Origin of the sequence: Alteripontixanthobacter maritimus (genome assembly GCF_003340475.1) — a bacterium.
Lineage (GTDB): Bacteria > Pseudomonadota > Alphaproteobacteria > Sphingomonadales > Sphingomonadaceae > Alteripontixanthobacter > Alteripontixanthobacter maritimus.
Window position 1 is genome coordinate 1293486 of the sequence record NZ_QBKA01000002.1, and the last position, 25062, is coordinate 1318547.

Here is a 25062-nt window from a genome sequence, read left to right on the forward strand (position 1 = left end):
ACAACGCGCTTACGCGCTCCTTATTCTTCCGCCGCGATCTTCTTGCGCGTGTCGCGTACAGTCGACCACGCACCGTAGATCACCAGCACGGCCAGGAAAATCCACACCCACACGGGGATGTTCTGTCCCACCACGGCGAGGTAAAGATACGCCGAAACGAAGAAGAACCCGGCCAGCATGGTGGGCAGCAATGTCGGACGGCCCGACCGTGCGTTGCGGACCAGCCAGGCTATCGATGCCAGGAAAAATGGCACCGCGCCGATATAGATCGCCCCGAAGATATAGGGGTTCACGCCATATTCCGCGCCGAGCGACAGCAGCCAGGTGTTGATCGATTGCAGCATGATGCTCTCCAGTTCGCGACCGGACCCGTGCCGGTTACAGCCGGCGACGGGCGCGCTTTAAATCAGCGCCTCGATATCGCGCGCGATGCTTTTGGGCGTGTCCGTTGGGCCATAGCGGCGCACAACGTTACCCTCGCGGTCGACAAGAAACTTGGTGAAGTTCCACTTGATCCGTTTCGATCCCATCAGGCCGGGCGCTTCCCCCTTGAGCCATTGATAGAGCGGGATTGCGCCGGGACCGTTCACGTCCACCTTCTTCATCAGCGGGAACGTCACATCATAGGTCAGCGAACAGAAATTGGCGATCTCTTCGGCGTCGCCCGGTTCCTGCGCGCCGAACTGGTTGGACGGGAAGGCCAGCACCTCGAATTCGTCAGGGCCGTATTGCTTATACAGCTCCTCCAGCCCTTCATATTGCGGGGTGAAGCCGCATTTGCTGGCGGTGTTCACGATCAGCAGCACCTTGCCCTTCCGGGTGGACAGGTCGAGCGGATCGCCGCCCGGTAGCTCCACTGTGAAGTCGGCGACACTGGTCATCGGCGCGTGCTCACTGCGTATCTTCCGCCGGGAAGTCCGGGCGCGCGGCGAGCGCTGCGATTTCCGCAGCCCGGTATTCCCGGTCGCCAGCCTTTTCGATGACATACGTGTCGCGGTCCGCTTCCGGCAGGGTCATGACGTGGCGGATCATATCGGCAAACGTGCCCCGGCTAAGCGCTTTGGCGCCGTCAAAAATGCCGTCACCATCGTCCGCCCGGTGCAATGCGGCCCGGTCGTTCCAGGCGATATTATCACCGGTTTTCCCGGTCGTTCCGCCGCCAAAGGTGCTGGGATGGTCGCTCAACGCATAATCTCCTAAATCCGCGGCGCGTCAACCGAGCACGCCGTCATGCAGCCTTACCACGCGGTCCATGCGTGCGGCCAGTCTCTCATTATGGGTGGCGACCAGTGCGGCGCTGCCTTCGCCCCGAACCAGGCCCACGAATTCGTCGAACACCTTGTCCGCCGTAGCCTCGTCCAGATTGCCGGTGGGTTCGTCGGCCAGCACCAGCATCGGCCGGTTGGCGAGCGCGCGGGCCACGGCCACGCGCTGCTGCTCACCGCCGGAAAGCTGGCTCGGCCGATGCTCCAGCCGGTGGCCTAGGCCCAGCGCAGTCAACAGTTCCTCGGCCCGCGGTTCGGCGTCGGCGCGGGATTTGCCGGCCACCATCTGCGCGATCACCACGTTTTCCTCCGCGTTGAAATCGGGAAGCAAATGGTGGAACTGATAGACGAAACCCAGCGCATCGCGCCGCAATTCGGTGCGCGCGTCGGACGATAGATCGGTCGCGTCGGTTCCGGCAATGCTGATACGCCCGCCGAAGCCGCCTTCCAGCAGGCCGACCGCCTGCAGCATGGTGGACTTGCCCGAGCCCGACGGCCCGAGCAGCGCGACGATCTCTCCGGGCGCGATATCGAGATCGACTCCGCGCAACACGTCGATCCGCACCCCGCCCTGTTCGAAGGAACGGGTCAGCTTTTCCAGCTTTACCACTGGCGCGGCGGCGGTTGGCGAGCCAGGTGAAGATGAGGGAATCGAGCTATTCATAACGCAATACCTCGACCGGATCGGTGCTGGCCGCCTTCAGCGCCGGATACAGCGTGGCAAGGAAGCTGAGTACCAGCGCCAGCGCGCAGATGAACAGCACTTCGACAGGGTCCGTGCGCGCGGGAAGGTCGCTCAGGAAACGAACTTCGGGATCCCATATGTCCTGCCCCGTCACCAGGCTGATGAAGGTGACGATCGGCCCGCGGAAGAACAGGATGATGAAGCCCAGCACAATCCCCGAAAGCGTGCCGATCGCGCCGATCACGAACCCGGCGGTCACGAAAATCTTCAGCAAGGATCGCCGCGTTGCACCCATCGTGCGCATGATCGCAATGTCGCGCCGCTTTGATCGGACCAGCATGGCGAGGCTGGAAAGGATGTTGAACGCCGCCACCAGCACGATCATCGACAGTGCGAAGAACATGGCCACGCGTTCCACCTCGAGCGCTTCGAAAATGCTGGCATTGTTCTGTTTCCAGTCGGACACGATCGCGCGGCCCTGCAGCGACTGCGCAACGGGCGCGAGGATTTCCTCCACCCGGTCCGCATCCTCGGTCGTAACCTCGATCATTCCGATGGTTTCGCCGGTCAGCAGCAGGGTTTGCGCGGCCGGGATCGGCATGACGATGAACGCGCCGTCGTAATCGTAGATGCCGACTTCGAACAACGCGCCGATCTCGTAGCCGACCTGGCGCGGCACGGTGCCGAACGGTGTGGTGCGGCCCTGCGGGTTGATGATGGTGATAACGTCCCCGACGCGCGCACCGATGTTCTGCGCGAGACGTGACCCGATGGCGACCCGGGTGCTGCCGCTGCGGCCTTCCTCACCCAGTCCGGCAAGCGTGCCGGCGGTGATGTTCTCCTCCAGCGCGTCGATATCCTTCTGCGTGTTGCCGCGCACCAGCACGGCTTCCGCGCGTCCGTTGAACGTTACCAGCAAAGGTTGTTCGATCAGCGGCGAGGCATCTGTCACGCCGGGCGTCTTGCGCACCTCGTCCAGCACGTTTTCCCAATCGTCCAGCCGTCCGCCATAGGCTTGCACGATGGCGTGGCCGTTCAGCCCCACGATCTTGTCCAGCAGCTCTCCGCGAAAACCGTTCATCACGCTCATCACGACGATCAGCAAGGCGACCGACAACATCACGACGCCGACGCCGATGCTCGCCACGAGCGCGATGAACGCTTCGCCCCGGCCAGGCAGCATGTACCGCTTGGCAATGGTCCATTCGAAAGGGGATAGGATCAAATCGTTGCCCGTCAGTTTCGGCAGCATGCGGGCGAGTGCCCGGTCACCCGGCAGCCCCACTGCAATCTGCGCGAATGCTTAGGCACCCGAACCTGTCTGTGCAATGAAATCCTGAAAGGTTTACAGGAGCCTTGCAATCAGGGGCACCGCGAAGGGTTCACTAGGCTTGTAATCGAACTGCAACATCGCCATTGAACGCCCCGAGGGACACAGCAGCGGCGGCCCATATCCATGAACTTTACGAACCCGTTTTGCGATGCCGACGGCGACAAGCTGCGCGAGGAGTGCGGCGTGTTCGGCGCGATCGGTGCGGCCGATGCTTCGGCAGTGACCGCGCTGGGCCTCCACGCCCTGCAACATCGCGGGCAGGAAGCGGCCGGTATCTGCAGCTTCGACGGGACCGAATTCTTCCAGCGGCGCGGCAATGGCCATGTGGCGGAAAACTTCTCCAGCCAGGATGCCATCGCCGAACTGCCCGGAACGATGGCCGCGGGCCATGTCCGCTATTCCACCACCGGCGGCGCCGGTTTGCGCAATGTCCAGCCGCTTTATGCCGACCTTGCCAGCGGCGGGTTCTCGGTTGCCCACAACGGCAACATCTCGAACGCTGCCACCCTGCGCCAGGCGCTGGTGGAAAAGGGCGCGATTTTCCAGTCCACGTCCGATACCGAAGTCATCATCCATCTGGTCGCAACCAGCCGTTACCCGACCATGATCGACCGGTTGATCGACGCGCTGCGGATGATCGAGGGTGCCTATTCCCTGGTAGTGATGACGCCCGAAGGCATGATCGCCTGCCGCGATCCGCTGGGCATTCGTCCGCTGGTAATGGGTAGGCTGGGCGATGCGACCTTGTTTGCCAGTGAAAGCGTCGCCTTCGACATTTCCGGTGCGGAGTTCCTGCGCCAGGTCGAGCCGGGGGAAATCGTTCGCGTGGATCATGACGGCAATGTGGAATCGCTGCGCCCGTTCGGCACCCACCGCGCGCGCCCCTGCATCTTCGAGCACGTCTATTTCAGCCGCCCCGATTCGATTTTTGACGGACGCAGTGTTTACGCAGCCCGTAAGGCGATCGGCGCCCAGCTCGCAATCGAAAATCCGTGCGACGCCGATCTGGTGGTGCCGGTGCCCGATAGCGGCGTTCCGGCCGCCATTGGTTACGCCCAGCAATCCGGACTGCCCTTCGAACTCGGCATTATTCGCAGCCATTATGTCGGGCGCACATTCATCCAGCCATCCGATGGCGCGCGAAATTCGGGGGTGAAGCGCAAGCACAACGCCAATCGCGGCCTTGTGGAAGGCAAGCGGATCGTGCTGATCGACGACAGTATCGTGCGCGGCACCACCAGCCTGAAAATCGTGGAAATGATGCGCGAGGCAGGCGCTTCCGAAGTGCATTTCCGCGTGGCCAGCCCGCCCACGGCACATAGCTGCTATTACGGTGTCGATACGCCCGAACGATCCAAGCTGCTCGCCGCGCGGATGGATGTGGAACCGATGCGCGAATTCATCCAGGCGGACAGCCTTGCTTTCGTCTCCATCGCCGGGCTATATCGTGCGGTCGGCGGGATCCCGCGCAATGACGACGCTCCGCAGTTCTGCGACGCCTGCTTCACCGGCGATTACCCCACGCGCCTGACCGATCTGCAAGGCGCGCAGGCAGATGATGCCCAACTCAGCTTCGGTAACGGGACGGCCCGCAAGAACACCGTCGCCAGCACGGTAAGTTAGGGCACGCCACCCATGCAACAAGACGGCCAACTCGAAGGGCGCACTGCGCTGGTCACCGGCGCGAGCCAGGGTATCGGCGCGGCTACGGCTAAAGCGCTGGCGGCGGCTGGCGCGCATGTCATCCTGACTGCGCGCGATGTGCGCAAACTGGAAGCGGTGGAGGACGAAATTCATGACGCCGGGGGCGCATCCACCATTGCGCCGATGGACCTGACCGAACCCGATTCCGTCGCGCGTCTTGCGGCGGCAATCGGCGGGCGCTGGGATACGCTGGATATCATGGTGCTGTCGGCGGCATACCTGCCTACTCTCACCCCGGTAACCCAGATCGATCCGAAGCAGTTCGCGACCGCTATCACGACCAATTTACTCGCAACGCAGGCCCTGTTGGCAGCGTTCGATCCCCTGTTGAAGCGTTCGAAGAAAGGCCGCATCATCGGCCTAACCAGCAGTGTAGGTCACAATCCGCGCGCCTTCTGGTCCGCTTACGGAACGACCAAGGCCGCGTTTGAAAGCCTGCTCGACAGCTATGCAATGGAGGTTGCCAAAATGGGCGATCTGCGCGTCGCCATCGTCGATCCCGGCTCCACCCGGACCGCCATGCGGGCCAAGGCCTATCCGGGCGAAGATCCGGCGACGGTCAAGTCACCCGACATCGTGGCAGCGCGGATCGTGGAACTTGCCGATGGCGATTTCGAAACCCGCCACCGTGAGCGTATCGACGAAGCGTGAGGGCTAGCCTGAGAAGGCCAGTCCGAGAAACCGCGCGCAAGCCGACGTCTCAACCATTAGCGCCTTCTATTATCGCCCTCCGCGCAGCCGGATGGTTAATATCGCTTAAGCGCGCCTGTCAAATTTGCTGCAACCCCAATGCTTCATGCCGTGCACACCGGAACTCGAAAGGCCGTCGCAACTGGCGCGCTTGTGGTGATGTCGCACGGCCGTATCCCTTGGGGGTAGAGCTTAAGCGACTGTGGGATGCAGAGAATGATGTTCGACAGCAAAACCGACTACCAGATCGCCAGCCAGGAAGACCGGTGCGCGCCGCGCACGAAGCTTGTAATCCCTTCCAGGCTTCGGGTCAGCGGCGGCCGCGCATTCCAGACGGAAGTTCATGACCTTTCGATTTCCGGCTTTTCCGCCAGTTGTGTGACCCGCTTGAAGGCGGGGCAGATGTGTTGGCTGACACTGCCGGGGCTGGAATCTCTGGATGCACAGGTCGTGTGGTGGGAAGAACGCATGGTCGGCTGCGCGCTGGGCAGCTTGCTTAGCCCGATCGTGCACGACAACATCCTTGCCCGTTATGGCATACGCGAAGTCGTGCGTCCCTGATCAGCCCGCTCACTGGTCGGGATATGCTACTGCGCCAGCCCAGCCTCAATCGCCGCCATCAACATCAGCCGGTCCGTGCTGAGCGCCTGACCGGTGGCCGTCGGCCAGTTTGACAGGATCGTAATTACCGCATCGCGCTTCGGTGAGAGCGTAACCGACTGCCCAAAAATGCCCTGCGCGCCGTAGTTCTCGCCGGGATAGGTCCACCACTGATAGCCATACCCGAACCCGCCGCCAAACTGCACCTGCGGCTTGCCTGCTTCGGCAAACCATCCATCCGGCACCACGCCGGCCCCGCCTTCCAGAGCCAGCAGGCCGAAGCGCGTGTAATCTGCCAGCGTCAATGACAGACAGCAGCCGCCGATATTGCGGCCCGTCAGGTCCGACATCCAGAACAGGCTATCGTCGAAGCCAGCAGGATCGGCGATCTTGTCCTTCGCATAAACGGCGAGCGATGTGCCAACCGCCTTTTCCACCAGCACGCCGATCAGATTGGTTTCGCCGGTCTTGTAAACGAACTTCTCCCCCGCCGGCACTTCCCGCGGGAGCGTTTTCATATACGTCACCACTTGGTCTTCACCCGGGACCGGCGTGACGGAGAACATCATCGCAACGTCGCTTTTGGGATCGGTATAATCCTCGTTCCAGCGAACGCCGGACGTCATCGTGGCCAGCTGTTCCACCGTCACATCGTCATACGCGCTACCGCGCAGGCCGGGCACATATTGCGAAACCGGATCGTCCAGCGATGTGATGAAACCATCCTTCACCGCCGCGCCCAGAAGGGTCGAGGTAAAGCTCTTGGCGACCGAAAAGCTAGTCCAACGCTGGTCGGGCGCGAAGTCTAGACCGTATGCTTCGTGCCGCACCTTGCCATCCTGTACCACCATCATTCCGGCGACCGTTCCCTTGGCCATGTAGGCGTCGATGGCGGCGCGCGTTGCCGCTGGAAGCGCCTCGCCGGCTGACAGCGCACGGGCTTTTGCCGGCGGCGCAACCTCGTGGCCGGGATAGTAACGCTCCATCATGCGGAAACGGGCGGACCGCGTCGCATCGTCCCAGAAGAGCACTTCGGCCCCCTGAATTTCGAGCGGTTCGGCAGGCACGCTGGCTGTGACGGCCGCCGAAGTTACAGGAGCAACAGGCCGGTCCGCGACCGCAGTTGAGCAAGCGGACAGCGCCAGCGCCGCGCCCATGGTGAAGCCGAAAGCGGGCCAGTGCCCCAAAGTCCTGCGCATCCTCATTCTCCCTTGTAGCTTTCCGGCTTTACGAGCGTGACCTGGTGGACGTCGATGCCCCCACCGCGGAACCCGCCTTCGCAATACATCAGATAATAGCGCCAAAGCCGCACGAACTGATCGTCGAAACCGTCCGGCAATGCGCCTTCCGCGGCGGCGGCATCGAATGCCTCGCGCCAAATGCATAGCGTTTCGGCGTAATGCTGACCAAAGTCGGTTCGGTCGCGCCATTCCAGCCCGCGTTCCTGCGCCAAAGCGCGAAACTCGCTGGTGCGGATCAGCAGCCCGCCGGGGAAAATATAGGCCTGGATGAAGTCGGCGCTGGCGGCATAAGCGTCGAACAGATCGTCGCGAATGGAGATATACTGGATCGCCGCGCGGCCGCCCGGTTTCAGATTGCGCGCGATGCAATCCATGTAGCTCGGCCAGTATTCCCGCCCCAGCGCCTCGACCATTTCCACGCTGAAGATGCCGTCATACTGGCCGTCCACATCGCGGTAATCGCGCTCGAGGAACCGGACTGCGCCGGCAAGGTCTTCGGGCAGTGCTTCTTTGGCCCATGCCAGCTGTTCGGGCGACAAGCTGATGGCGTCGATGTCCACCCCCTGCCCAGCGATAATCGCCGACGCGCCGCCCCAGCCGCACCCGATTTCCAGTAATTTCTGGCCATCGCGCGGCTGCAACCGCTGCTGAATCGCCGCAATCTTGCCGAGCTGGCCGTAGGAAAGCTCGCTCGTCATTTGCTGGTATTCGTTCGGCTCCCCCATCACGCCCCACAGCGCGCTGGAATAGGTCATCGTTTCGTCGAGCCACGCGGCGTAGAAATCATTGCCCAGATCGTAATGCGCACGAATGTTGCGCGCCGCGCCGTCTTTCGTGTTGCGATTGAACCAGTGCGCTACCCGCGCGGCGAGCCGCATCGGACCCTTCGCCCGCGCCGTCCCGCCAAGTGTGGCGGCATTCGCCATGAACAGCGCAAACAGCGGCACCGGGTCGGGGCTGCTCCACTCGCCTGCTTCCCACGCCTGATACCAGCCGATGGAACCGTTCGTGGCCAGCCGCAGCAAGGCGCGCCAATCGTGTAGTGTTACCTCACAATCGAAGCCCTCCGCACGCCCACCCAGCATTCGCTCCGACCCATCGGGCAACGTCGCGCGCAACGACCCTGTCGCAAGGCCGCGATCGATATGGTCGAGCACTTTGGCAAAGCCGGGGGCGACCAGACGGCTGAAGATACCGACTTTCCGTTCGAAACGACCTGCGCCCCGAAGCAAAACATCTCCGCGCTGTATATCCTGCGTCGTCATGGCGCCCGCTATGGCGCGGGTGCCTGCAGGCCGCAAGGGCGGCATGGCGCGCTAGTCCTGCCCTGCCTTCATCTCGCGATAGGCGGATAGTGCGCGCTCCCGCGCTTCCTTGTGGCCGATCAATTTATCGGGATACGTGCCGGGCCGGTGTTCAGGATCGGGATCATGGATCTGGTCGTCCGGCAGGTCCGCCAGTTCGGGCACATATTCGCGGATATATCCCGCCGCGTCGAACTTGTCCGACTGGCTGAGCGGGGCCATGATCCGCACGAACATGTTGCTGTCCACCCCGGTGCCCGACACCCACTGCCAGTTGGTAGAATTGCTGGCGTAATCGCCATCGACCAGCGTGTCCCAGAACCATTTTTCGCCGTGTCGCCAGTCGATCAGCAGGTGCTTCACGAGGAAGCTGGCAGTAATCATCCGCACGCGGTTGTGCATCCACCCGACCTGCCAAAGCTGCCGCATCCCGGCATCGACGATGGGATAACCGGTGCGGCCCCGCTGCCACGCCTCGAGGTCGTCTGCGATCAGGTGTCCGGCATTCGGGTTGCGCCACAGGCTGTTGTCGTAATCGCGATAAGGTTCCTCGCCATATTTCGGGAACTGCATGATTACGTTCTGAGCGTAATCGCGCCAGATCAGTTCCTTTTCGTATGTTTTCCAGCCCTCGCTGCGCTTGTCTTTCAGCCGGTGCCAGATGGTGACGGGTGATATTTCGCCCCAATGCAGATGCGGAGACATTTGGCTGGTGGTGTTCTGCGACGGGAGGTTCCGGCCTTCGTCATAGTCGCCAACCTCGTCCGCCCACCATTCCAGCCGTTCGTGCGCGGCATCCTCACCGACTTTCCAGAAGTCGCGGAAACCGCCCGCCCAGTCCGGCCTGGTCGGAAGCAGGTCCCAGTCCGCTAACTCGTCGCTTTCCGGCATGGCGGATGGCTGCGCGATGTTTTCTGGCGGTGCAAGCGCGTCACGCGGCGGGAAATGCTCCAGCACCGTCCGGGAGAACGGCGTAAAAATCTTGTACGGATCGCCGGAGCCAGTTTTGGCAGTGCCGGGGGGCAACAGGTAATTGCCGTCGTGGAGGACCAGTTCGCAACCATCGGGAAGCGCATCGCGCAGGTCTTCCTCAGCCTCGCGAAACCATGGTTCGTAATGCCGGTTGGCATGAACCGCTCCGGCGCCGATCTCATCGGCAATCCCTGCAAGGACGGACACGCTGTCACCGCGCCGCATGACGATATGGGCGTTGTGTTTGCCGAAGCTGTAGCCGAGGCTTTCCAGCGAATGATGCAGCCACCAGCGATGCGCGCCGCCATAGGCACGATCGCCCGGACGGTCCTCATCCAGCACGAACACAGGTACAACCGGCCCAGCCTTGGCAGCAGCATGGAGCGCAGGCTGGTCCGCCATGCGCAGATCGCGCCGCAGCCAGACGATTTGGTTCTTCGCCAAGTTTACACTCCCGCTCATCCTGAGCTTGTCGAAGGATTGTCCTTCACTACCGCGCGACACATAACAGAAGTGCAGTCCTTCGACAGGCTCAGGACGAGCGGTTTCTTACGAACGGATTTAGTTTGCGGGAAGTTCCTCGCAGCGGATATCCGGTAGCTCAACCGTAAACCGATCGCGCGCCCTTGGATCGTAGAAGCGTGCATCGCGGAGCAGGACGGAACCATCAGGTGCACGTTCGGCAAAGGGTGCGCGGGACCAGAAGAGGAAGGCTCGTACTTCCGCATCGGTACTGTCGGCGACTTCGCCTGGCCAACGGCACGGTTGGGAAGTGATCGGGTCGCCTTCCAGATGTAGCGTCCCGCGGTCTGTCGGGGCTGTCGACCAGCGATTGGGCGCATGACCGATCAGCCCTTCGCGGTCCCAAAAGGCACCCGGCACCGGCGATGCGATAACCGTCGCCCCGCCCCCGAACGCATCTTGCAACATGTTTGCTTTAACTGAGGTATACCAGCCGTTCACGCCGATGTAGACCAGCCCGATAGCCAGCGCCTGCCGCGCAGTCTTCCGCCAGGTGCCTCCGCGCTTTTCCTGCCGCAGCGACCACCAAGTCGCGAAGCCCATCAGGCCCCACAGCCACACATCGATGATGAACAGCGTGTCGCCGTAGAACCACCGGCTCGAAAACGGCTCCAGCAAACGGATGCCGTACACGTTCAGCCAGTCGAGCGCCGGGTGGGTCAGGCAACCGATGAACGCGAGCGCATAGAGCCAGCCGAAGCGTACAGGTGGACGACCCCCGGGCCTTTTTCCCCGCTTCGTTTGCCAGCGGTCGAAAACATACAAAAGCCCCGCCAGCACCAACGGCAGCAGTACCAGCGCAGGTGGGCCATGGGTGATGCCGCGCCGGAAGCCGAGATGTTCCAGCCCGTCCAGCCAGAAGAAACATGCCGCGTCCACATCTGGCAGGTTCGCGCCGATAATCAGCGCAGGCATGGCAAGGCCGGTCTTGCGCTTCAGTCCCGTCTGGCCGAGCAATGCCCCGACGAGGCTGTGAGTCAGATTGTCCATGCCGCCCCGCTACATCGGCAGCCCCCAAAGAAAAAGGGCGGCAGGTTACCCCGCCGCCCGTTTCCGGTTTGCGTAGACGCGCAAATCAGCCGATCGTTTCCCCGCGACGTGCGGATGTGAACTCGCGCTGCGACAGGTATGTGTCGCCATTGACGTCGTAATAGAAGAACGAATCCGCCGCCTTGTTGGCTTGTTCGGCGCTGACATAGGGCTTCGTTTCGTCATTCGCCTTGGGCGCATTCGGATCGAGCGGCACGGCCCAGATCGCATATTCCGCCACCGACAGTTTTCCGTCGCCATTCCGGTCGAGATAGGACCAAGTCATGTCCTCGCGCGCCTTCATGTTGCTGTTGGCATCGCGCTTGGGAGTATCGGACTGCGCCTGGGAGGCGTTCTCCATGTCCTGACCCGCAGGTTCGGGGACTGCCTTCACATCGTCCTTCTCTTCGAGAATATCCGTGCGATAACCGTCATATTCACTGTTGAACGCGTCCGCATCGAATTCGGCGCGCCGTTCGGCTGCCGCTTCGCTCAGAGTATAATCCTGCGCCATCGGGTCGTATTCCGCCTTCGGTTCGGCCACGACCACGTCGTTATTTTCCGCAACTTCCGGTTCCCCGCACGCCGCCAAGGCGAGCGTCAGTGTCGATGCGGCAAGCAGGCTGGTTCTGGTAAGCTTCAATTGTATCTCCATGTGATTACGCCCGCGAAAGCGAGCTTCGCGCCACCAATGAGTGAACGCGGATTTCGGTCCATAAAAGAAAACGCGGTGCGATTATCCGGGCCGGCGACGCGACCTATTGATTGGCCTATTGCGGGTCCTGCGCGGTGCCGTCCACCGTCCATGTCTGCCCGCTGGCCAGCAGCTTCGCCAGATTTGCAACCTTGCCGCTGGATGCCTGTTCGCGTTCCGCGATGACGGCGCTTTCGAAGGTCGGGCGCGGATCGTCGTACAACACGCCCAACGCCATCGGGTACGGACCAAACGGCATTTCCGCCAGCAAATGCGCCATCATGCGGTTTTTCGCGTCGTGCCGCGTCACGCCGGCCACCTGCCAGTCGTCGCCGTTCACATCGACCACGTCGAATGCCATGCGCTCCGCATCGAAGGACAGGCCTTTCACCCCGCCGGTTTTCTCGCTCCCGAACAGCATCGGTTCGCCATCTTCCAGCCAGAGTTGATGTTCCTCGGCACCTTTGGGCGCGGCGAAGGCTTCGAACACGTCCTTGTTGTAGACGATGCAGTTCTGGAAAATCTCGATGAACGCCGCGCCCTGATGTGCATGCGCCGCTTTCAGCACTTCGGGCAGTTTCTTCGACACATCGAACCCGCGCGATACGAACCGTGCGCCCGCCCCCAGTGCGAAAGCGCACGGGTTGGCCGGGTGATCGACGCTGCCGAGCGGGCTCGACGGGCTTTTCGTGCCCTCCCGGCTGGTCGGGCTGGCTTGTCCCTTGGTCAGGCCGTAAATCTCGTTGTTGAACAGCATGATCTGCATATTCACGTTGCGACGCAGCACGTGCATCATGTGATTGCCGCCAATGCTCAGCCCGTCACCATCGCCCGTGACCAGCCACACGTCGAGATCGGGATTGGCCAGCTTCGTACCCGTCGCCAGCGCCGGGGCACGGCCGTGGATCGTGTGGAAGCCGTAGCTCTCCATGTAATACGGGAAGCGGCTGGAACAGCCGATGCCGGAAATGAACACCGTATTCGCGGGGTCCGCACCCAGCTCAGGCAACGTGCGCTGCACGGCTTTCAGGATCGCGTAATCCCCGCAACCAGGACACCAGCGTACTTCCTGGTCGGTTTCCCAGTCCTTCAGCGTGGTTTCGATTTTCACAGGTGCGTTCATGGCATCAACCTAACAAAACCCCAGACCCGCTCGCCCTGAGCTTGTCGAAGGGCTGTCCTTAATTTTTGGCGCGGCGTCGAAGTGAAGGACAATCCTTCGACAAGCTCAGGATGAGCGGGACTTATGTAAAGCTCAATCATTCGTCACCGGACTCGGCAATTGTGCGTCGTTCACCGCCACCTCGCCGCCTTCGTTATCGGGAATACCATCGAAATATTTTGCAATCGCTTCTTCCATTTCGGCGATCTGGAACGGCTGACCGCTGGTTTTGGTCAGCGGAGTCGCGTCGACCAGATATTGATCCCGCAGCACCGTTTTCAGCTGCCCGGTGTTCATTTCCGGCACCAGCACGTGGTCGAAGCCGTGCAGAAGATCGCCCAGATTGGCGGGCATCGGCCAGATGTGGCGGATGTGGATGTGTGCCACGCTGTTACCCTTGGCGCGCGCGCGGCCCACCGCTTGATGGATTGGACCGTAGGTGCTGCCCCAACCGACCACGGCCAGTATCCCGCCAGCTTCACCGCGGGCGATTTCCTGATCCGGCACCGCTACGCCCAGCACCTTGTTCTTGCGCGCGTCGGTCATTGTCTGATGGTTGTCGGGCGCGTAGTCGATATGGCCGGTTCCTTCCGCTTTCTCGATGCCGCCGATGCGGTGCATCAGGCCGGGTGTGCCGGGCTTGATCCACGGGCGCGCGCCTTTCTCATCGCGGGCATAGGGAAGCAGCTCGCCGTCGGGACCTGCGTTGGTTTCCGCCATGAATTTGGCGGGAAACGGGGTGTAGCTTTCAGGGTCCGGCACCTTCCACGGCTCTGCCGCATTGGCGATGTAGCCATCGGTCAGCAGCATCACCGGGGTCATGTATTCAACCGCGATCCGGCATGCCTCGATCGCGCAATCGAACGCGTCCGATGGGCTGCGCGCGGCGATTACCGGCAGCGGCGCGTCGCCATTGCGGCCATAGACGGCCTGGTAAAGATCGCTCTGCTCGGTCTTGGTCGGAAGGCCGGTCGACGGCCCGCCGCGCTGGCTGTTAACGATGACGAGCGGCAATTCGGTCATGATGGCGAGGCCCATTGCCTCCGTCTTCAAGGCAATGCCCGGACCTGACGACGAGGTGACGCCTAGCTGCCCGGCATAGCTGGCACCGATGGCGGCGCAGATCGCCGCAATCTCGTCCTCTGCCTGGAACGTGGTGACGCCATATTCCTTCAGCCGTGCCAGATGATGCAGGATCGCAGACGCTGGCGTAATCGGATAGCCGCCGAAGAACATCGGCAAATCAGCCAGCTGCGCGCCAGCAACCAACCCCAAGGAGATACTCTCCGCGCCGGTAACGGTACGGTACAAACCAGGCTCGGACGGTGCGGGGGGCAGGTCCACCTGCTTGAGCGGCCCAGCCAGCTCGGCCGTTTCGCCATAGGCATGCCCCGCATCCAGCGCGGCGATATTGGCGTTTGCGATGTCGGGCTTGGATTTGAACTTGGCATTCAGCCAATCATGGATCGGATCGCGCGGACGGTCGAACATCCACAGCGCCAGCCCGAGCGTCCACATATTCTTACAGCGCAGCGCGTCTTTCTTACCCAGCCCGAATGGCTCGACCGCCTGGATCGTCAGCGCGGAAATATCGAACAGCAGCGTGTCGAACTTCGCCAGCGTATCGTCTTCCAGCGGCGACACATCGTATTTCGCCTTGTCGAGGTTACGCTTCGTAAACTCGCCAGTATCGGCAATCACCAGTCCGCCCGGTTTCAGCGCAGCCAGATTCACCTTCAAAGCGGCAGGGTTCATCGCGACCAGCACATCGGGCGCGTCGCCAGCGGTGTTGATCTCGCGGCTGCCGAAGTTGATCTGGAAGGCGGACACCCCGAACAACGTGCCCTGCGGCGCGCGAATTTCGGCCGGAAAATCGGGGAAAGTGGCAAGATCGTTGCCCGCCAGCGCGGTGGACAGGGTGAACTGCCCGCCGGTCAGCTGCATCCCGTCACCGCTATCGCCGGCAAAACGCACGGTTACCGCATCGGGCGCTGCCTGCGGGCCCTCGCCCGGAAGTGCGTCATATTTCTTTTCGGCGCTGTTTGTTTCGGCGGTAGTCGCCATGCAATCTGTCCTGTCGCGCGCCACGCGGCGCCATCGTTACCCCGCACCTATGCCCCATGTCCGCCCCGGACAATGAAGTTTTTTATCCCCGCAAGATAATTCGCCCATGGCAAAGGAGGCAAGCTTGGCTAGGATGGGTGGCAATTCAGGACCTGAACAGGATCACGCCATGCCCGATACCGAAGCCGATACCGACCATTTCGTGCGCGACGATACGCGCGCTTTCCTCGCCATGCTGGAAGCCATGAATGGCCCGAACATGGAGGATATGGAGCTGGGCGAGGCGCGCATGTCGATGCGTGCGATGGGTTCGATCGCAGAAGCCGATGCGCAGGATGTGGCCGTGGTCCGCGACCTTACCTGCCCTGGTCCGGCAGGCGAGATACCGTTGCGGTTTTACGATACGAAAGACACGCGCGGGCCGACGCCGGTCGTGATGTTCTTCCATGGCGGCGGGTTCGTGATCGGCGATCTGGAAGTTTATGACAGCCTATGCCGCGAGATCGCGCACCAGCTCGATCTGCCGGTTGTGTCGGTCGATTACCGGCTCGCCCCCGAAGCACCCTTCCCCGCCGCTCCCGACGATTGCGAGGCGGCGGCGCGCTGGGTCGCGTCCTCTCCCAAAGCGCTGGACCGCGAAGTCACGGGGTTGGTCATCACGGGCGACAGCGCAGGCGGCAATCTGACCATCGTGACCACCAACCAGCTGGCGAACGAACCGGCGGACGTACCGGTCATTGTGCAGGCACCGATCTATCCGATTGCGGATGACATTTCGCAGCACCAGAGCCTGAAGGATTTCGCCGAGGGGTTCCTCCTCGACAGCAAGACGATGGGCTGGTTCACGCGCAGCTATGCCGGCGATGCGGACGATCCGCGTCACACGCCGATGGTGGGCGACTGTTCCAACACGCCGCCCACGGTGATCTGCACCGCCGGCCTCGACCCGCTGCGCGATTCGGGGCGGAACTACGCCGCGCATTTGATCCAGCAGGGGACAGAAGTCAGCTACTTCGAATTTCCCGGCATCATTCACGGCTTTACCACTTTGCGAAAGGCGATCCCCAGCGGTCAAGCCGATCTTGATACATTCCTCGCCGCCATCAAGGTGAAGCTGGACGCGTTCCAGCAGGGCGGAGCGAACTGAGATGGCACGCGAGGGAGCTGCGATGGAGTTGAAGAAAGACGCTGGCTACCGCCCATGCGTCGGGGTGATGCTGGTCAACAGGGCGGGCAAGGTTTTCGTCGGGCGGCGCATCGACAACAAGGATAGCGGCTTCTGGCAAATGCCGCAGGGCGGCGTCGACGAAGGCGAAGATCTGGCCGCGGCGGCCCTGCGCGAACTGGCGGAAGAAACCGGCGTTACCGGCCAGCACGTGACCCTGCTGGCGCAGACACCCGAACCGCTCCGGTACGATCTGCCGGACGAGCTTATGGGGAAGCTATGGGGCGGCAAATATCGCGGGCAGGAACAGATCTGGTTCCTGGCGCGGTTTTCCGGTGAGGAAACCGACATCGATCTGGATGCTCATGAGCAGGCTGAGTTTTGCGAATGGAAATGGGTCGATGCGGCCGATCTGGCGGGTATGATCGTGCCGTTCAAACAGCACATCTATCGCCGTGTGGTCGCCGAATTCCAGTCCTTGCTGTGAGTTGGTAACAATCAGGCAGAGCTGGTGTTCACGACCAGAACGTCATTGCCGAGATACCTCAGCATATCGCTCGTCTGACTGCCCAGCGTGGCCTGCCGGAACCCGCCACTGCCATGGCTGCCGAGCACTACAAGAGCCTCGCTCTCGCTTCCGTCCCCGCATTGCTTTTCGATGGATTCGGCGATCGCGTCCAACGCGTTTCCCTGCGCGACCAGAGTGGTTGCGCTTGCCAGGTCCGGGGCATCGCCGATCAGGTCTTCTTTGAACGATGCCATCTGCTGGAGTGCATTCTGTTCCCACTCGTCACGCACGTGAGCGTCGCGCTGGAAACCGCTATAGGGCACGTGCCAGCCATGTACGATATGCATCGTCGCATCCGGGAACAGGCGCGCCGCTTCCTTTATCGCGAATGCGGAACCGGCTGAAAAATCGGTTCCGGCAAACAGATGCTTGTAAGGTGACCGTGCGCGGAGCTTGACGACCAGCACGGGACACGCGGTGTTACGCAGAACGTAATCGACCGCCGTTCCTAGAAAATAATCGCCAAGCGAATTATAGCGCGCCGGGCCTAGCAAAAGCATGTCCGGCCTTGTTTCTTCACAATCGCGCGCGATAGCCTTGGTCGGCGATCCTTCGGGGAAGGCAAACTGTGTCTCGCACGATGTTTCGCCGACCGAATCGCGCATCTTGCGGTTCAGCCGGCCCCAATCCGCCTCTTCGGCTTCCGTATGGTTGAGTGCGTGAATAACCCGCACGCCGCTACCGCGCTCCTCGCAAAGTTGCAGAGCCCGGTCGACCGCCCGATCGGACCTGCCGCTGAAATCTGTTGCCACCAATATCGTCATATTGCTGCCCTTGCGCTGATTTAGTTGTTTTGCGTAACCTGCGCGTCTGGCATGACGGCCTCTGCTGTGAGCACGCGCGGCTGGGGGCCCTGCGCGATGACAGCAGCCAGGGTCCGCGTTTCTGTACAGCCGCTTCCGCACATGGATTCCAGCCTGGCAAGGTTTGCGCGCGCCTGTGTAACGGCACCCTTTTCGAGCAACGCCGCGCCTTCGCCGGACATCGCGGCGAAGTTCTTCGGTTCGCGGGCAAGTGCCACGCGGTAATAGGCGATCGCCTTGCCCTGCAATCCGTCGCGGCGGGCGGCTTCGGCCAGATCGATGAACAGTTCCGTGTAGCCGGGATCGACCGCTAGGGCCGCTTCGAAAGCATCGACCGCCTTTTGCGGCTGTCCGGCAGCAAGCGCTGCCCGGCCCTCGGTCGCCAAGACCACTGCGCGCGAATCGGGTTCGTACCCCTCGGCGTATCCGACGCTCGCGGTGACAGCGGCTAGCAGCGAAAGGGCGGCGGCGGCTGGGGCGAAACGCATGATTAACTCCTTGAGGCGGGACACAGTCGGGGGCGCAGTCTGCTCCATAGCCACAGGGGTTAACACGCCAAAACTAGACTCGCGATGAAAAAACCGTCCGTACCGTCATGATACGGAGTGAGCCTTGTGCCGTCACCGTGCCCCCGGCCCGCTGGAAGCGCCGGTCGCTGCGCCTTCCAGTCTGGATTGGCTTCCAGAAAAGCCGCAATCCGGTCCGGCCCCTCCTGATCCAGTAGCGAGCAGGTGACGAACACCAGCCGTCCGCCGGGTTTCACGAGACTTGCGCCGATGGCCAGCAAACGATCCTGCACGGCGGCGAATTCGTCCAGTACGTCAGGCGACAGCCGCCAGCGTGTTTCCGGCTTGCGCCGCCAGGTGCCGCTGCCCGAACATGGCGCGTCGACCAGCACGGCATCGGCGGATGCGTTCCACGGCTCCAGCCGCTCCGCTTCCTTGTTCGGATTGAGCAGCACGGTCTCGATATTGGTCGCCCCTGCGCGCACCATCCGGTGATTGCATTCGCCCAGCCGCCGCCGATCTGTGTCGGACGCGATCAGCGTGCCGAGATTGTCCATTGCCGCGGCCAGCGCAAGCGCCTTGCCGCCCGCACCGGCACATAGATCGATCACCGTCTCGCCGGCCTTGGCTTCCACGGCGAGGCAGGCGATCTGACTGCCCAGATCTTGCACTTCCAGCTTTCCGTCTTTCGCCTCGGCCCAGTCGTCCACCCGCGTTCCGGTGGGGTATCGGATGGCGTGCGGCGCAACCAGCGCCTCGCCTTCATGCGCTGCCATAACCGCGCCGCGATCGGTTTTCAGCGAGTTGACCCGCACATCCAGCGGCGCGCGGCTCAGCAGAGCGGTCGCTTCGTCGCCGGTTATGTCCGATTGGAACAGCTTGCGCACCAGCCAGTCCGGCGCCACGCCGCCCGGTGTCGGCTCCTCGCCTTCTCCTATAGCTGCAGGGCCGTATTGCGACCCGTCGAACAGGGGCAGGATTTGCGGATCGGTCTGGGCCAGCCGCAGCATCGCGGCACGCCCGTTTGCCGGTACCGGCCCGCAGGCGCGAATGGCCCCGAACACCAATTCGCGTACCGCGCGGCGGTCCTTCGATCCGGCGTAGCGGTTGGCGCGCGCCCATTCGGACATAATGCGATCGGCTGGCGCGGTCTTGCTCTGCGCGGCGATGATTACCTTATCGAGAATATCGATGGCGGCCTGGATGCGGGCGGAAGGTGTCACCGCGTGGGGTAATTCGGGGCTTCGCGGGTAATCGACACGTCGTGGACATGGCTTTCCGCAAGACCTGCATTGGTGATCCGCACAAATTCGGCGCGGGTCTGCAAATCGGAAATCGTGGCGGAGCCGGTATAGCCCATCGCCGCGCGCACCCCGCCGACCAGCTGGTGCACCACATTGGCGGCCGGACCCTTGTAAGGCACCTGCCCCTCGATCCCTTCGGGTACCAGCTTCTGCGCGCTGACATCCTGCTGGAAATAACGATCGGCACTGCCGCGGGCCATCGCGCCGACGCTGCCCATGCCGCGATAACTCTTGTAGCTGCGGCCCTGATACAGGAACGTATCGCCCGGTGCTTCCTCCGTCCCAGCCAGCATTGATCCGATCATCACGGCAGAGGCTCCTGCGGCCAGTGCCTTGGCCGCATCGCCGCTCGTCCGCAGACCGCCATCGGCGATCACCGGCACACCGTCCTTCGCGGCTTCCTCGGCGCTTTCCATGACTGCGGTCAGTTGCGGCACGCCGACGCCTGCAACCACGCGAGTGGTGCAGATGGAGCCGGGTCCGATCCCGACCTTCACCCCGTCGGCCCCGGCGTCGATCAGCGACCGCGTGGCAGCGGCGGTGGCGACGTTGCCAGCGATCACCTGCACCGAATTGGAAAGCTTCTTGGTCCGTTCGACCGCGCGCGCCACATCCTTGTTATGGCCATGCGCGGTGTCGATGATGATGACGTCCACTTCGGCATCGATCAGCGCCTCGGTCCGTTCGAACCCCTTGTCGCCCACGGTGGTGGCAGCGGCGACCAGCAGGCGTCCGCCCGCATCCTTGGTCGCATGCGGGTAATTCACCGCCTTTTCGATATCCTTGACCGTGATCAGGCCGATGCAGCGGTAATCGTCATCCACCACGATCAGTTTTTCAATGCGGCGCTGGTGCAGCAAGGTGCGCGCTTCCTCCTGCCCGGTGCCAAGCGGCACCGTGGCAAGATTCTCGCTGGTCATCAGTTCGCGGATCGGTTGTTTGGGGTTGGCAGCGAAGCGCACATCGCGATTGGTCAGGATGCCGACCAGCTTGCCGCCCTTATCTACTACTGGAATACCGCTGATGCGGTTGGCGGTCATGATCTCTTGCGCCTCACCCAGCGTGGCGTCGGGCGAGATGGTGATGGGGTTCACCACCATGCCGCTTTCGAACCGTTTGACGGCGCGTACGGCGGCGGCTTGCTCGTCCACTTCCAGATTGCGGTGCAGTACGCCGATCCCACCGAGCTGCGCCATGACGATGGCCATATCAGCCTCTGTCACGGTGTCCATCGCCGCGGAAATGACCGGGATATTCAACCCGATTTCGCGCGTCAGCTTCGTTCGGGTGTCCGCCGTGCTGGGCATGATATCGCTTTCACCCGGGCGCAGAAGCACATCATCGAAAGTGAGGCCGAGAGGAATGTCGAGATTTGCCACGGGATAAGCTCGCTTGCGTGTGGGAGGGCGGGTGCGGGAATGCGGGTGGCGGCCCATGTAACCGCACTTGCACCTTTTCGCTAGTGCAGCATCACGACATTCGCCGCCCTGTACCGGAAATGATGCGCCTGCGCAGGGTGCAGGCGCTACCCCGCGGTCTAACCGCCATCGCTACACTGGTTCGCACCGGCGAACGTTGGCGCGCCCCATAGTTATCTTCGAAAATCTCAATGACGCAAAAGATAATTTTATCATCGAATCGAGTAATTTTATAAATCTCTGCGAAAATTTCTAATAAAAATTCGCAATCTAATAATTATTGAATTTTTCTTTGAAGCATTTACGTATTATATTGTCTGTAAACAAAGGAGGATGCTATGATTGTGTTGGCTGAAGAAGAGCTTGCCTTGGTATCTGGCGGTATGCGTTTACCACCTTACGATTCGACGAAAATTTGCGCACATGGTTCTGGCAGCTTGGACAATCCACCGCCATCCGAACCACAACGAGGCGACTATCCGGCTGGAAGAGGCGGCGACGCAGCGTTTCGATATGAATACGCAAAGTATCGGCATACCATGACCACCGAGTTCGGAGCTACCGAGGGTTGCTTCTCGTAGTTCTGTAAAATCTGCATGATAAACTTATTGGTGCGGTAATAAATCCTGGCGAAGTCGTATCAACGTAAGGTTACCATCCAACCAATTGCGTGGGTACGCTTCGCGCTAGTCATTAAAGCGTTTGACGCAACAAGTGCGAATTTTCACGTTGTCATCAGGCTAGCGAAATCAATTTACCCCGCAGTCCAGCCGCCATCGATGGAATAGTTCGCGCCGGTAATATTGCCCGCTTCCGGCCGGCACAGGAATACGGCCAGCGCGGCCACTTCTTCGGGTTGCACGAATTTCTTGGTCGGCTGTTTGGCGAGCAGCACGTCGTTCACCACCTCGTCGCGCGAAAGCCCGCGCGCGGCCATCGTGTCGGGGATCTGGTTTTCGATCAGCGTCGTCCAGACGTAGCCGGGGCTGATGCAGTTCGCCGTCACGCCGGTTTGCGCCAGTTCCAGCGCAATGGTCTTGGTAAAGCCGGCGATGCCGTGCTTGCTGGCGTTGTAAGCGCTTTTGAAGGGAGATGCGGTGAGCGAATGCGCGCTGGCGGTGTTAATGATGCGGCCCCAGCCCGCCTCCTTCATGCCCGGCACTGCGCGGCGGGTGGTGTGGAACGCCGCGGTTAGGTTCAATGCAATGATCAAGTCCCATTTTTCGGGCGGGAAATCCTCCACCGGCGATACATGCTGCATCCCCGCGTTGTTCACGAGAATATCGAGTGTGCCCCCATTCTCCATCGCGCCATCCATCAACGCTTCGCATCCCGCTGCTGTCGTCAGGTCCGCGCCGACGTAATCCGACCCCAGCTCATCCTGCAAAGCGGCAATTTCCGCCTGATCGCCAAAGCCGGTCAGCACGATCTGCGCACCTTCCGCCCGCAAGCCCCGCGCCATCGCCAATCCGATGCCGGACGTGGAGCCTGTAACTAGAGCGCGTTTGCCGGATAGGAACATATCGGAGGAACCTTTGGTTGATGGCTGTGAACGGGCATTTGCGAATGCTGGCGCATGGTCATAAAGTCTAGCGCGATTATACGGCAATACGGGGGAACCTGCCATGAAGCTCAATCCATTTACACCCGGCAGCATCAAGGTTGGCCGGGCTGGCGGCGGCCGTGGCGGCTTTCCCGGCGGCGGTGGGGGCAAGCTGGGCTGCGGCACGCTGGTGCTGGCCGCGATCGGCGCGCTGGTATTCGGGATCGACCCGATGCAGACCATTGGCATGGTCGAGGGCGTGCAGCAAAGCTCCCCCTCAGGGCAAGTTACGAGCGGCGAACTCGACGAGAAATATTGCTATGAAAATGAATACGCTACCGAAAGCTGCAATGCGCTCGCATCGTTGAACCAGGCGTGGGAACCGCTGTTCCAGCAAGCTGGGATCGCGTTTGAAACGCCTGCCTTACGGTTTCCGGCGACACAGCAATTCAATACAGCCTGCGGTTCGGCCAATACGGGGATGGGCCCGTTCTACTGCCCGGCCAATCAGACTATTTATATCGATACCACATTCTACGAAACCATGGCGCGGCGCATGGGTGCTGCGGGAGATTTCGCGCGCTATTATGTGATGGCGCATGAATATGGCCACCACGTGCAGCACATGACCGGTCTGGCCGGACAGATCCGCAGCGCGCAGCAACAAAACCCCCGCGCCGCGAACCAGCTGCAGGTGGCGATGGAATTGCAGGCGGATTGCTATGCCGGAGTGTGGGCCGCCAAGAACCGCAATCTGATCGAACCGGGCGATTTGCAGGAAGGCATGCGCGCAGCCAGCGCGATCGGTGACGACACCTTGCAGCGCAATGCCGGGCAGCGCGTCAATCCCGAAAGCTTCACTCACGGCTCCAGCGCTCAACGTATGCAGTGGCTGAAACGTGGGTTGGAAACAGGCGACGACGAGGCATGCGATACGTTCGCACAATATCGCAGCTGATCCGGGCGTACCCTGCACAACCCGTTGCTGAAATCGGAACGGGGGCGAGCGGCGATCCGCCCGCCCCTTTTTTTGTCAGGCCACCACAGTTCCCGCATCATAGTCGGTCCTGGAACGCGACCATTCGATCTGGCGAGTGGCGTACATCACCCCTGCAAGCGCCGCGAACAGCAGCAGCGACCCTACGATCAACGACAACGCTTCCAGGCTCAGCAGGACGTATAGCGCGGCATAAAGGCCAACCAGCAGGCCGCCGATCATCCGCGCCCGCACCCAGCTTCCCAATACCGCCGCGCTATATGCGGTAAGCAGCCCGATGATGGCCGCAGCCGCCAGCATGTAGGCGAGCGCGAAGCCGATGACTTCCGCAAAGGCCAACAACAGCACGAAGAACAAGACCAGCGCCGCACCGGTCAGCAGATACTCCGCCGCCGCGACCCGCGCCCCGCCCACAATGTCGAACATCAGGAAAGCGAGGAAGGTGAAGCCGATCACCAGAAAACCGTATTTTACGGACCGATCGACCTGGCTGTAGAGATCGACTGGTTCGACGAGTCGGATCGAAGCGCTCATGCTTGAGCCGCTGCGCGCTGCACCGACTTCCATCGCGGCTTCCACCGGCGGTACGCCCATATCCATGCCGCCCGAAGGCCGCGGCGGTCCAGGCTGCGCGGTGCTTACCATCGCCTCACCCAAGGCCAGATTGCCGACCGACCAGCGTGCACTGAAGCCGGTATCGCCTATCTCTTTTTCGTCAGGCAGGAAATTGCCGCCGAAACCGGGATGCGGCCATGGCGAGGTTACGGTCCAGTCGGTGGTTCCCCCGCGCGGTACGATGGCCAGCGCGCGGCTGCCGCGCACGCCGTAGCTGTATTCAAGTTTCAGCGGAGTGGCTCCGTCCCATTCGCGGTAGCCGTGGAAACCGGTGCCGCCGGTCGCGTTCAGTCCCTTACCCGGTATCAAAGTGACGGGCGTTCCATTGACCGCGAGCCGCGCATCGCCCTGTAATCCGCGCGGGTCCGACACGCCGAAGCGGATTTCGGTCTCGTCGAGCAACAAGTCGCTGCGATCGATCCCCAGACGTTCGAACTCGTCCGGTAAGACAAAGCTGGCCGACCCTTCCTGCACGGCCGTGAATGTCACGGTCTCGTAGATCGAAAGACTGCGCTTTTCCGGCGAAAGGTCGGTGCTGATCCTGTGTTGCTGCGGGCTAAGATACAGTTCGCGCCGCACCGTCCTTTCGCTGGTGACCACTTGCCCGTTCTGCGTTTCCGAGGTTACCTGAACATCGCGATATGGAATAACCAGCAGCGGACCTGCCAGCGTTTGCGGCCCGCCCCATCCGGCAGTGATGCTGTCTTGCGCGATGCGCGCCTGATGTTGGCGGTCGGACACCAGCGCATACACCATGAACAACGGAACGATCAGCGCAAGCCCGACCAACCCCGCGAACAACAGCTTCATTCCGGGCGATCGGTCAGTCATCTGTCTCTCCTCTTCAACGACAAGCCGTTTCCTGTGAGCGACGAACT

Annotated in this window: 24 protein-coding genes; 6 read left to right on the plus strand and 18 right to left on the minus strand. The window is 61.8% G+C overall.

Features of this window, described 5'->3' with window-relative positions:
* Positions 1–20 precede the first annotated feature (20 nt).
* From HME9302_RS06425 to HME9302_RS06445, 5 genes are read right to left on the minus strand one after another with little or no spacing between them, the layout of a single operon-like run.
* Positions 21–344, minus strand: a complete 324-nt coding sequence (locus HME9302_RS06425; protein WP_115366334.1) for a hypothetical protein — start codon at positions 342–344, stop codon at positions 21–23.
* Positions 345–401: 57 nt separating this feature from the next.
* Positions 402–881 (minus strand): glutathione peroxidase, encoded by a 480-nt coding sequence (locus HME9302_RS06430; RefSeq protein WP_115366335.1) that lies wholly within the window; start codon positions 879–881, stop codon positions 402–404.
* Positions 882–891: 10 nt separating this feature from the next.
* Positions 892–1185, minus strand: coding sequence for a hypothetical protein (locus HME9302_RS06435; protein ID WP_115366336.1), 294 nt, complete (start codon positions 1183–1185; stop codon positions 892–894).
* Between the two features lie 27 nt (positions 1186–1212).
* Entirely contained in the window at positions 1213–1929 is a 717-nt protein-coding gene (locus HME9302_RS06440) for an ABC transporter ATP-binding protein (protein WP_115366337.1), read from the minus strand.
* Positions 1922–3175, minus strand: a complete 1254-nt coding sequence (locus HME9302_RS06445; RefSeq protein ID WP_115367534.1) for a lipoprotein-releasing ABC transporter permease subunit — start codon at positions 3173–3175, stop codon at positions 1922–1924. Before HME9302_RS06445 ends, HME9302_RS06440 begins: the two co-directional genes overlap by 8 nt.
* 231 nt (positions 3176–3406) lie before the next feature.
* On the opposite strand from HME9302_RS06445, the gene purF reads away from it, so the two are divergent.
* The 3 genes from purF to HME9302_RS06460 all read left to right on the plus strand — a co-directional run bounded on the left by purF (position 3407) and on the right by HME9302_RS06460 (position 6238).
* Positions 3407–4906: an amidophosphoribosyltransferase gene (gene purF, locus HME9302_RS06450; RefSeq protein ID WP_115366338.1), complete on the plus strand. Its 1500-nt coding sequence runs from the start codon at positions 3407–3409 to the stop codon at positions 4904–4906.
* Between the two features lie 12 nt (positions 4907–4918).
* Entirely contained in the window at positions 4919–5638 is a 720-nt protein-coding gene (locus HME9302_RS06455) for an SDR family NAD(P)-dependent oxidoreductase (RefSeq protein WP_115366339.1), read from the plus strand.
* Positions 5639–5893: 255 nt separating this feature from the next.
* The gene (locus tag HME9302_RS06460; protein WP_115366340.1) at positions 5894–6238 is read left to right on the plus strand and encodes a PilZ domain-containing protein; all 345 of its coding nucleotides are present in this window, start codon (positions 5894–5896) and stop codon (positions 6236–6238) included.
* Positions 6239–6264: 26 nt separating this feature from the next.
* On the opposite strand, the gene HME9302_RS06465 is transcribed toward HME9302_RS06460, so the two are convergent.
* The 7 genes from HME9302_RS06465 to HME9302_RS06495 form a co-directional block, all read right to left on the minus strand.
* The gene (locus tag HME9302_RS06465; protein WP_230079897.1) at positions 6265–7476 is read right to left on the minus strand and encodes a serine hydrolase domain-containing protein; all 1212 of its coding nucleotides are present in this window, start codon (positions 7474–7476) and stop codon (positions 6265–6267) included.
* Positions 7477–7478: 2 nt separating this feature from the next.
* Positions 7479–8783, minus strand: a complete 1305-nt coding sequence (locus HME9302_RS06470) for an SAM-dependent methyltransferase (protein ID WP_115367535.1) — start codon at positions 8781–8783, stop codon at positions 7479–7481.
* Between the two features lie 51 nt (positions 8784–8834).
* Complete coding sequence (locus HME9302_RS06475) at positions 8835–10238, minus strand: cryptochrome/photolyase family protein (protein WP_115367536.1); 1404 nt, start codon at positions 10236–10238, stop codon at positions 8835–8837.
* Between the two features lie 117 nt (positions 10239–10355).
* Complete coding sequence (locus HME9302_RS06480; RefSeq protein WP_115366342.1) at positions 10356–11306, minus strand: metal-dependent hydrolase; 951 nt, start codon at positions 11304–11306, stop codon at positions 10356–10358.
* An 85-nt stretch (positions 11307–11391) separates the two neighbouring features.
* Positions 11392–11988, minus strand: coding sequence for a hypothetical protein (locus HME9302_RS06485; protein ID WP_147270779.1), 597 nt, complete (start codon positions 11986–11988; stop codon positions 11392–11394).
* A 127-nt stretch (positions 11989–12115) separates the two neighbouring features.
* Positions 12116–13162, minus strand: a complete 1047-nt coding sequence (locus HME9302_RS06490; RefSeq protein ID WP_115366344.1) for a 2-oxoacid:ferredoxin oxidoreductase subunit beta — start codon at positions 13160–13162, stop codon at positions 12116–12118.
* Positions 13163–13294: 132 nt separating this feature from the next.
* Complete coding sequence (locus HME9302_RS06495; RefSeq protein WP_115366345.1) at positions 13295–15265, minus strand: 2-oxoacid:acceptor oxidoreductase subunit alpha; 1971 nt, start codon at positions 15263–15265, stop codon at positions 13295–13297.
* Between the two features lie 169 nt (positions 15266–15434).
* Here HME9302_RS06495 and HME9302_RS06500 point away from each other — a divergent pair, with 169 nt between their 5' ends.
* Together HME9302_RS06500 and HME9302_RS06505 are read left to right on the plus strand one after the other, a co-directional pair.
* The gene (locus HME9302_RS06500; protein ID WP_115366346.1) at positions 15435–16412 is read left to right on the plus strand and encodes an alpha/beta hydrolase; all 978 of its coding nucleotides are present in this window, start codon (positions 15435–15437) and stop codon (positions 16410–16412) included.
* A 1-nt stretch (position 16413) separates the two neighbouring features.
* Positions 16414–16917 carry an RNA pyrophosphohydrolase gene (locus tag HME9302_RS06505; RefSeq protein WP_230079898.1) on the plus strand — a complete coding sequence of 168 codons (504 nt, stop codon included), beginning with the start codon at positions 16414–16416 and terminating at the stop codon, positions 16915–16917.
* A gap of 11 nt (positions 16918–16928) precedes the next feature.
* On the opposite strand, the gene HME9302_RS06510 is transcribed toward HME9302_RS06505, so the two are convergent.
* The 5 genes from HME9302_RS06510 to HME9302_RS06530 form a co-directional block, all read right to left on the minus strand.
* The gene (locus tag HME9302_RS06510) at positions 16929–17762 is read right to left on the minus strand and encodes a universal stress protein (protein WP_115366347.1); all 834 of its coding nucleotides are present in this window, start codon (positions 17760–17762) and stop codon (positions 16929–16931) included.
* 20 nt (positions 17763–17782) lie between these two features.
* A complete protein-coding gene (locus HME9302_RS06515) occupies positions 17783–18289 on the minus strand; it encodes a tetratricopeptide repeat protein (protein ID WP_181815705.1) in 507 nt (168 codons plus the stop codon).
* Positions 18290–18348: 59 nt separating this feature from the next.
* Positions 18349–19530: an RsmB/NOP family class I SAM-dependent RNA methyltransferase gene (locus HME9302_RS06520; RefSeq protein ID WP_115366349.1), complete on the minus strand. Its 1182-nt coding sequence runs from the start codon at positions 19528–19530 to the stop codon at positions 18349–18351.
* On the minus strand, positions 19527–20990 hold the full coding sequence (guaB, locus tag HME9302_RS06525; protein ID WP_230079899.1) for an IMP dehydrogenase: 1464 nt from the start codon (positions 20988–20990) through the stop codon (positions 19527–19529). Before guaB ends, HME9302_RS06520 begins: the two co-directional genes overlap by 4 nt.
* Before the next feature lie 793 nt (positions 20991–21783).
* A complete protein-coding gene (locus HME9302_RS06530) occupies positions 21784–22551 on the minus strand; it encodes a 3-hydroxybutyrate dehydrogenase (RefSeq protein ID WP_115366351.1) in 768 nt (255 codons plus the stop codon).
* A gap of 103 nt (positions 22552–22654) precedes the next feature.
* Here HME9302_RS06530 and ypfJ point away from each other — a divergent pair, with 103 nt between their 5' ends.
* Positions 22655–23530 carry a KPN_02809 family neutral zinc metallopeptidase gene (ypfJ, locus tag HME9302_RS06535; RefSeq protein WP_115366352.1) on the plus strand — a complete coding sequence of 292 codons (876 nt, stop codon included), beginning with the start codon at positions 22655–22657 and terminating at the stop codon, positions 23528–23530.
* A 75-nt stretch (positions 23531–23605) separates the two neighbouring features.
* Here ypfJ and creD read toward each other — a convergent pair whose 3' ends face one another.
* On the minus strand, positions 23606–25015 hold the full coding sequence (gene creD, locus HME9302_RS06540) for a cell envelope integrity protein CreD (protein WP_115366353.1): 1410 nt from the start codon (positions 25013–25015) through the stop codon (positions 23606–23608).
* Positions 25016–25062 lie beyond the last annotated feature (47 nt).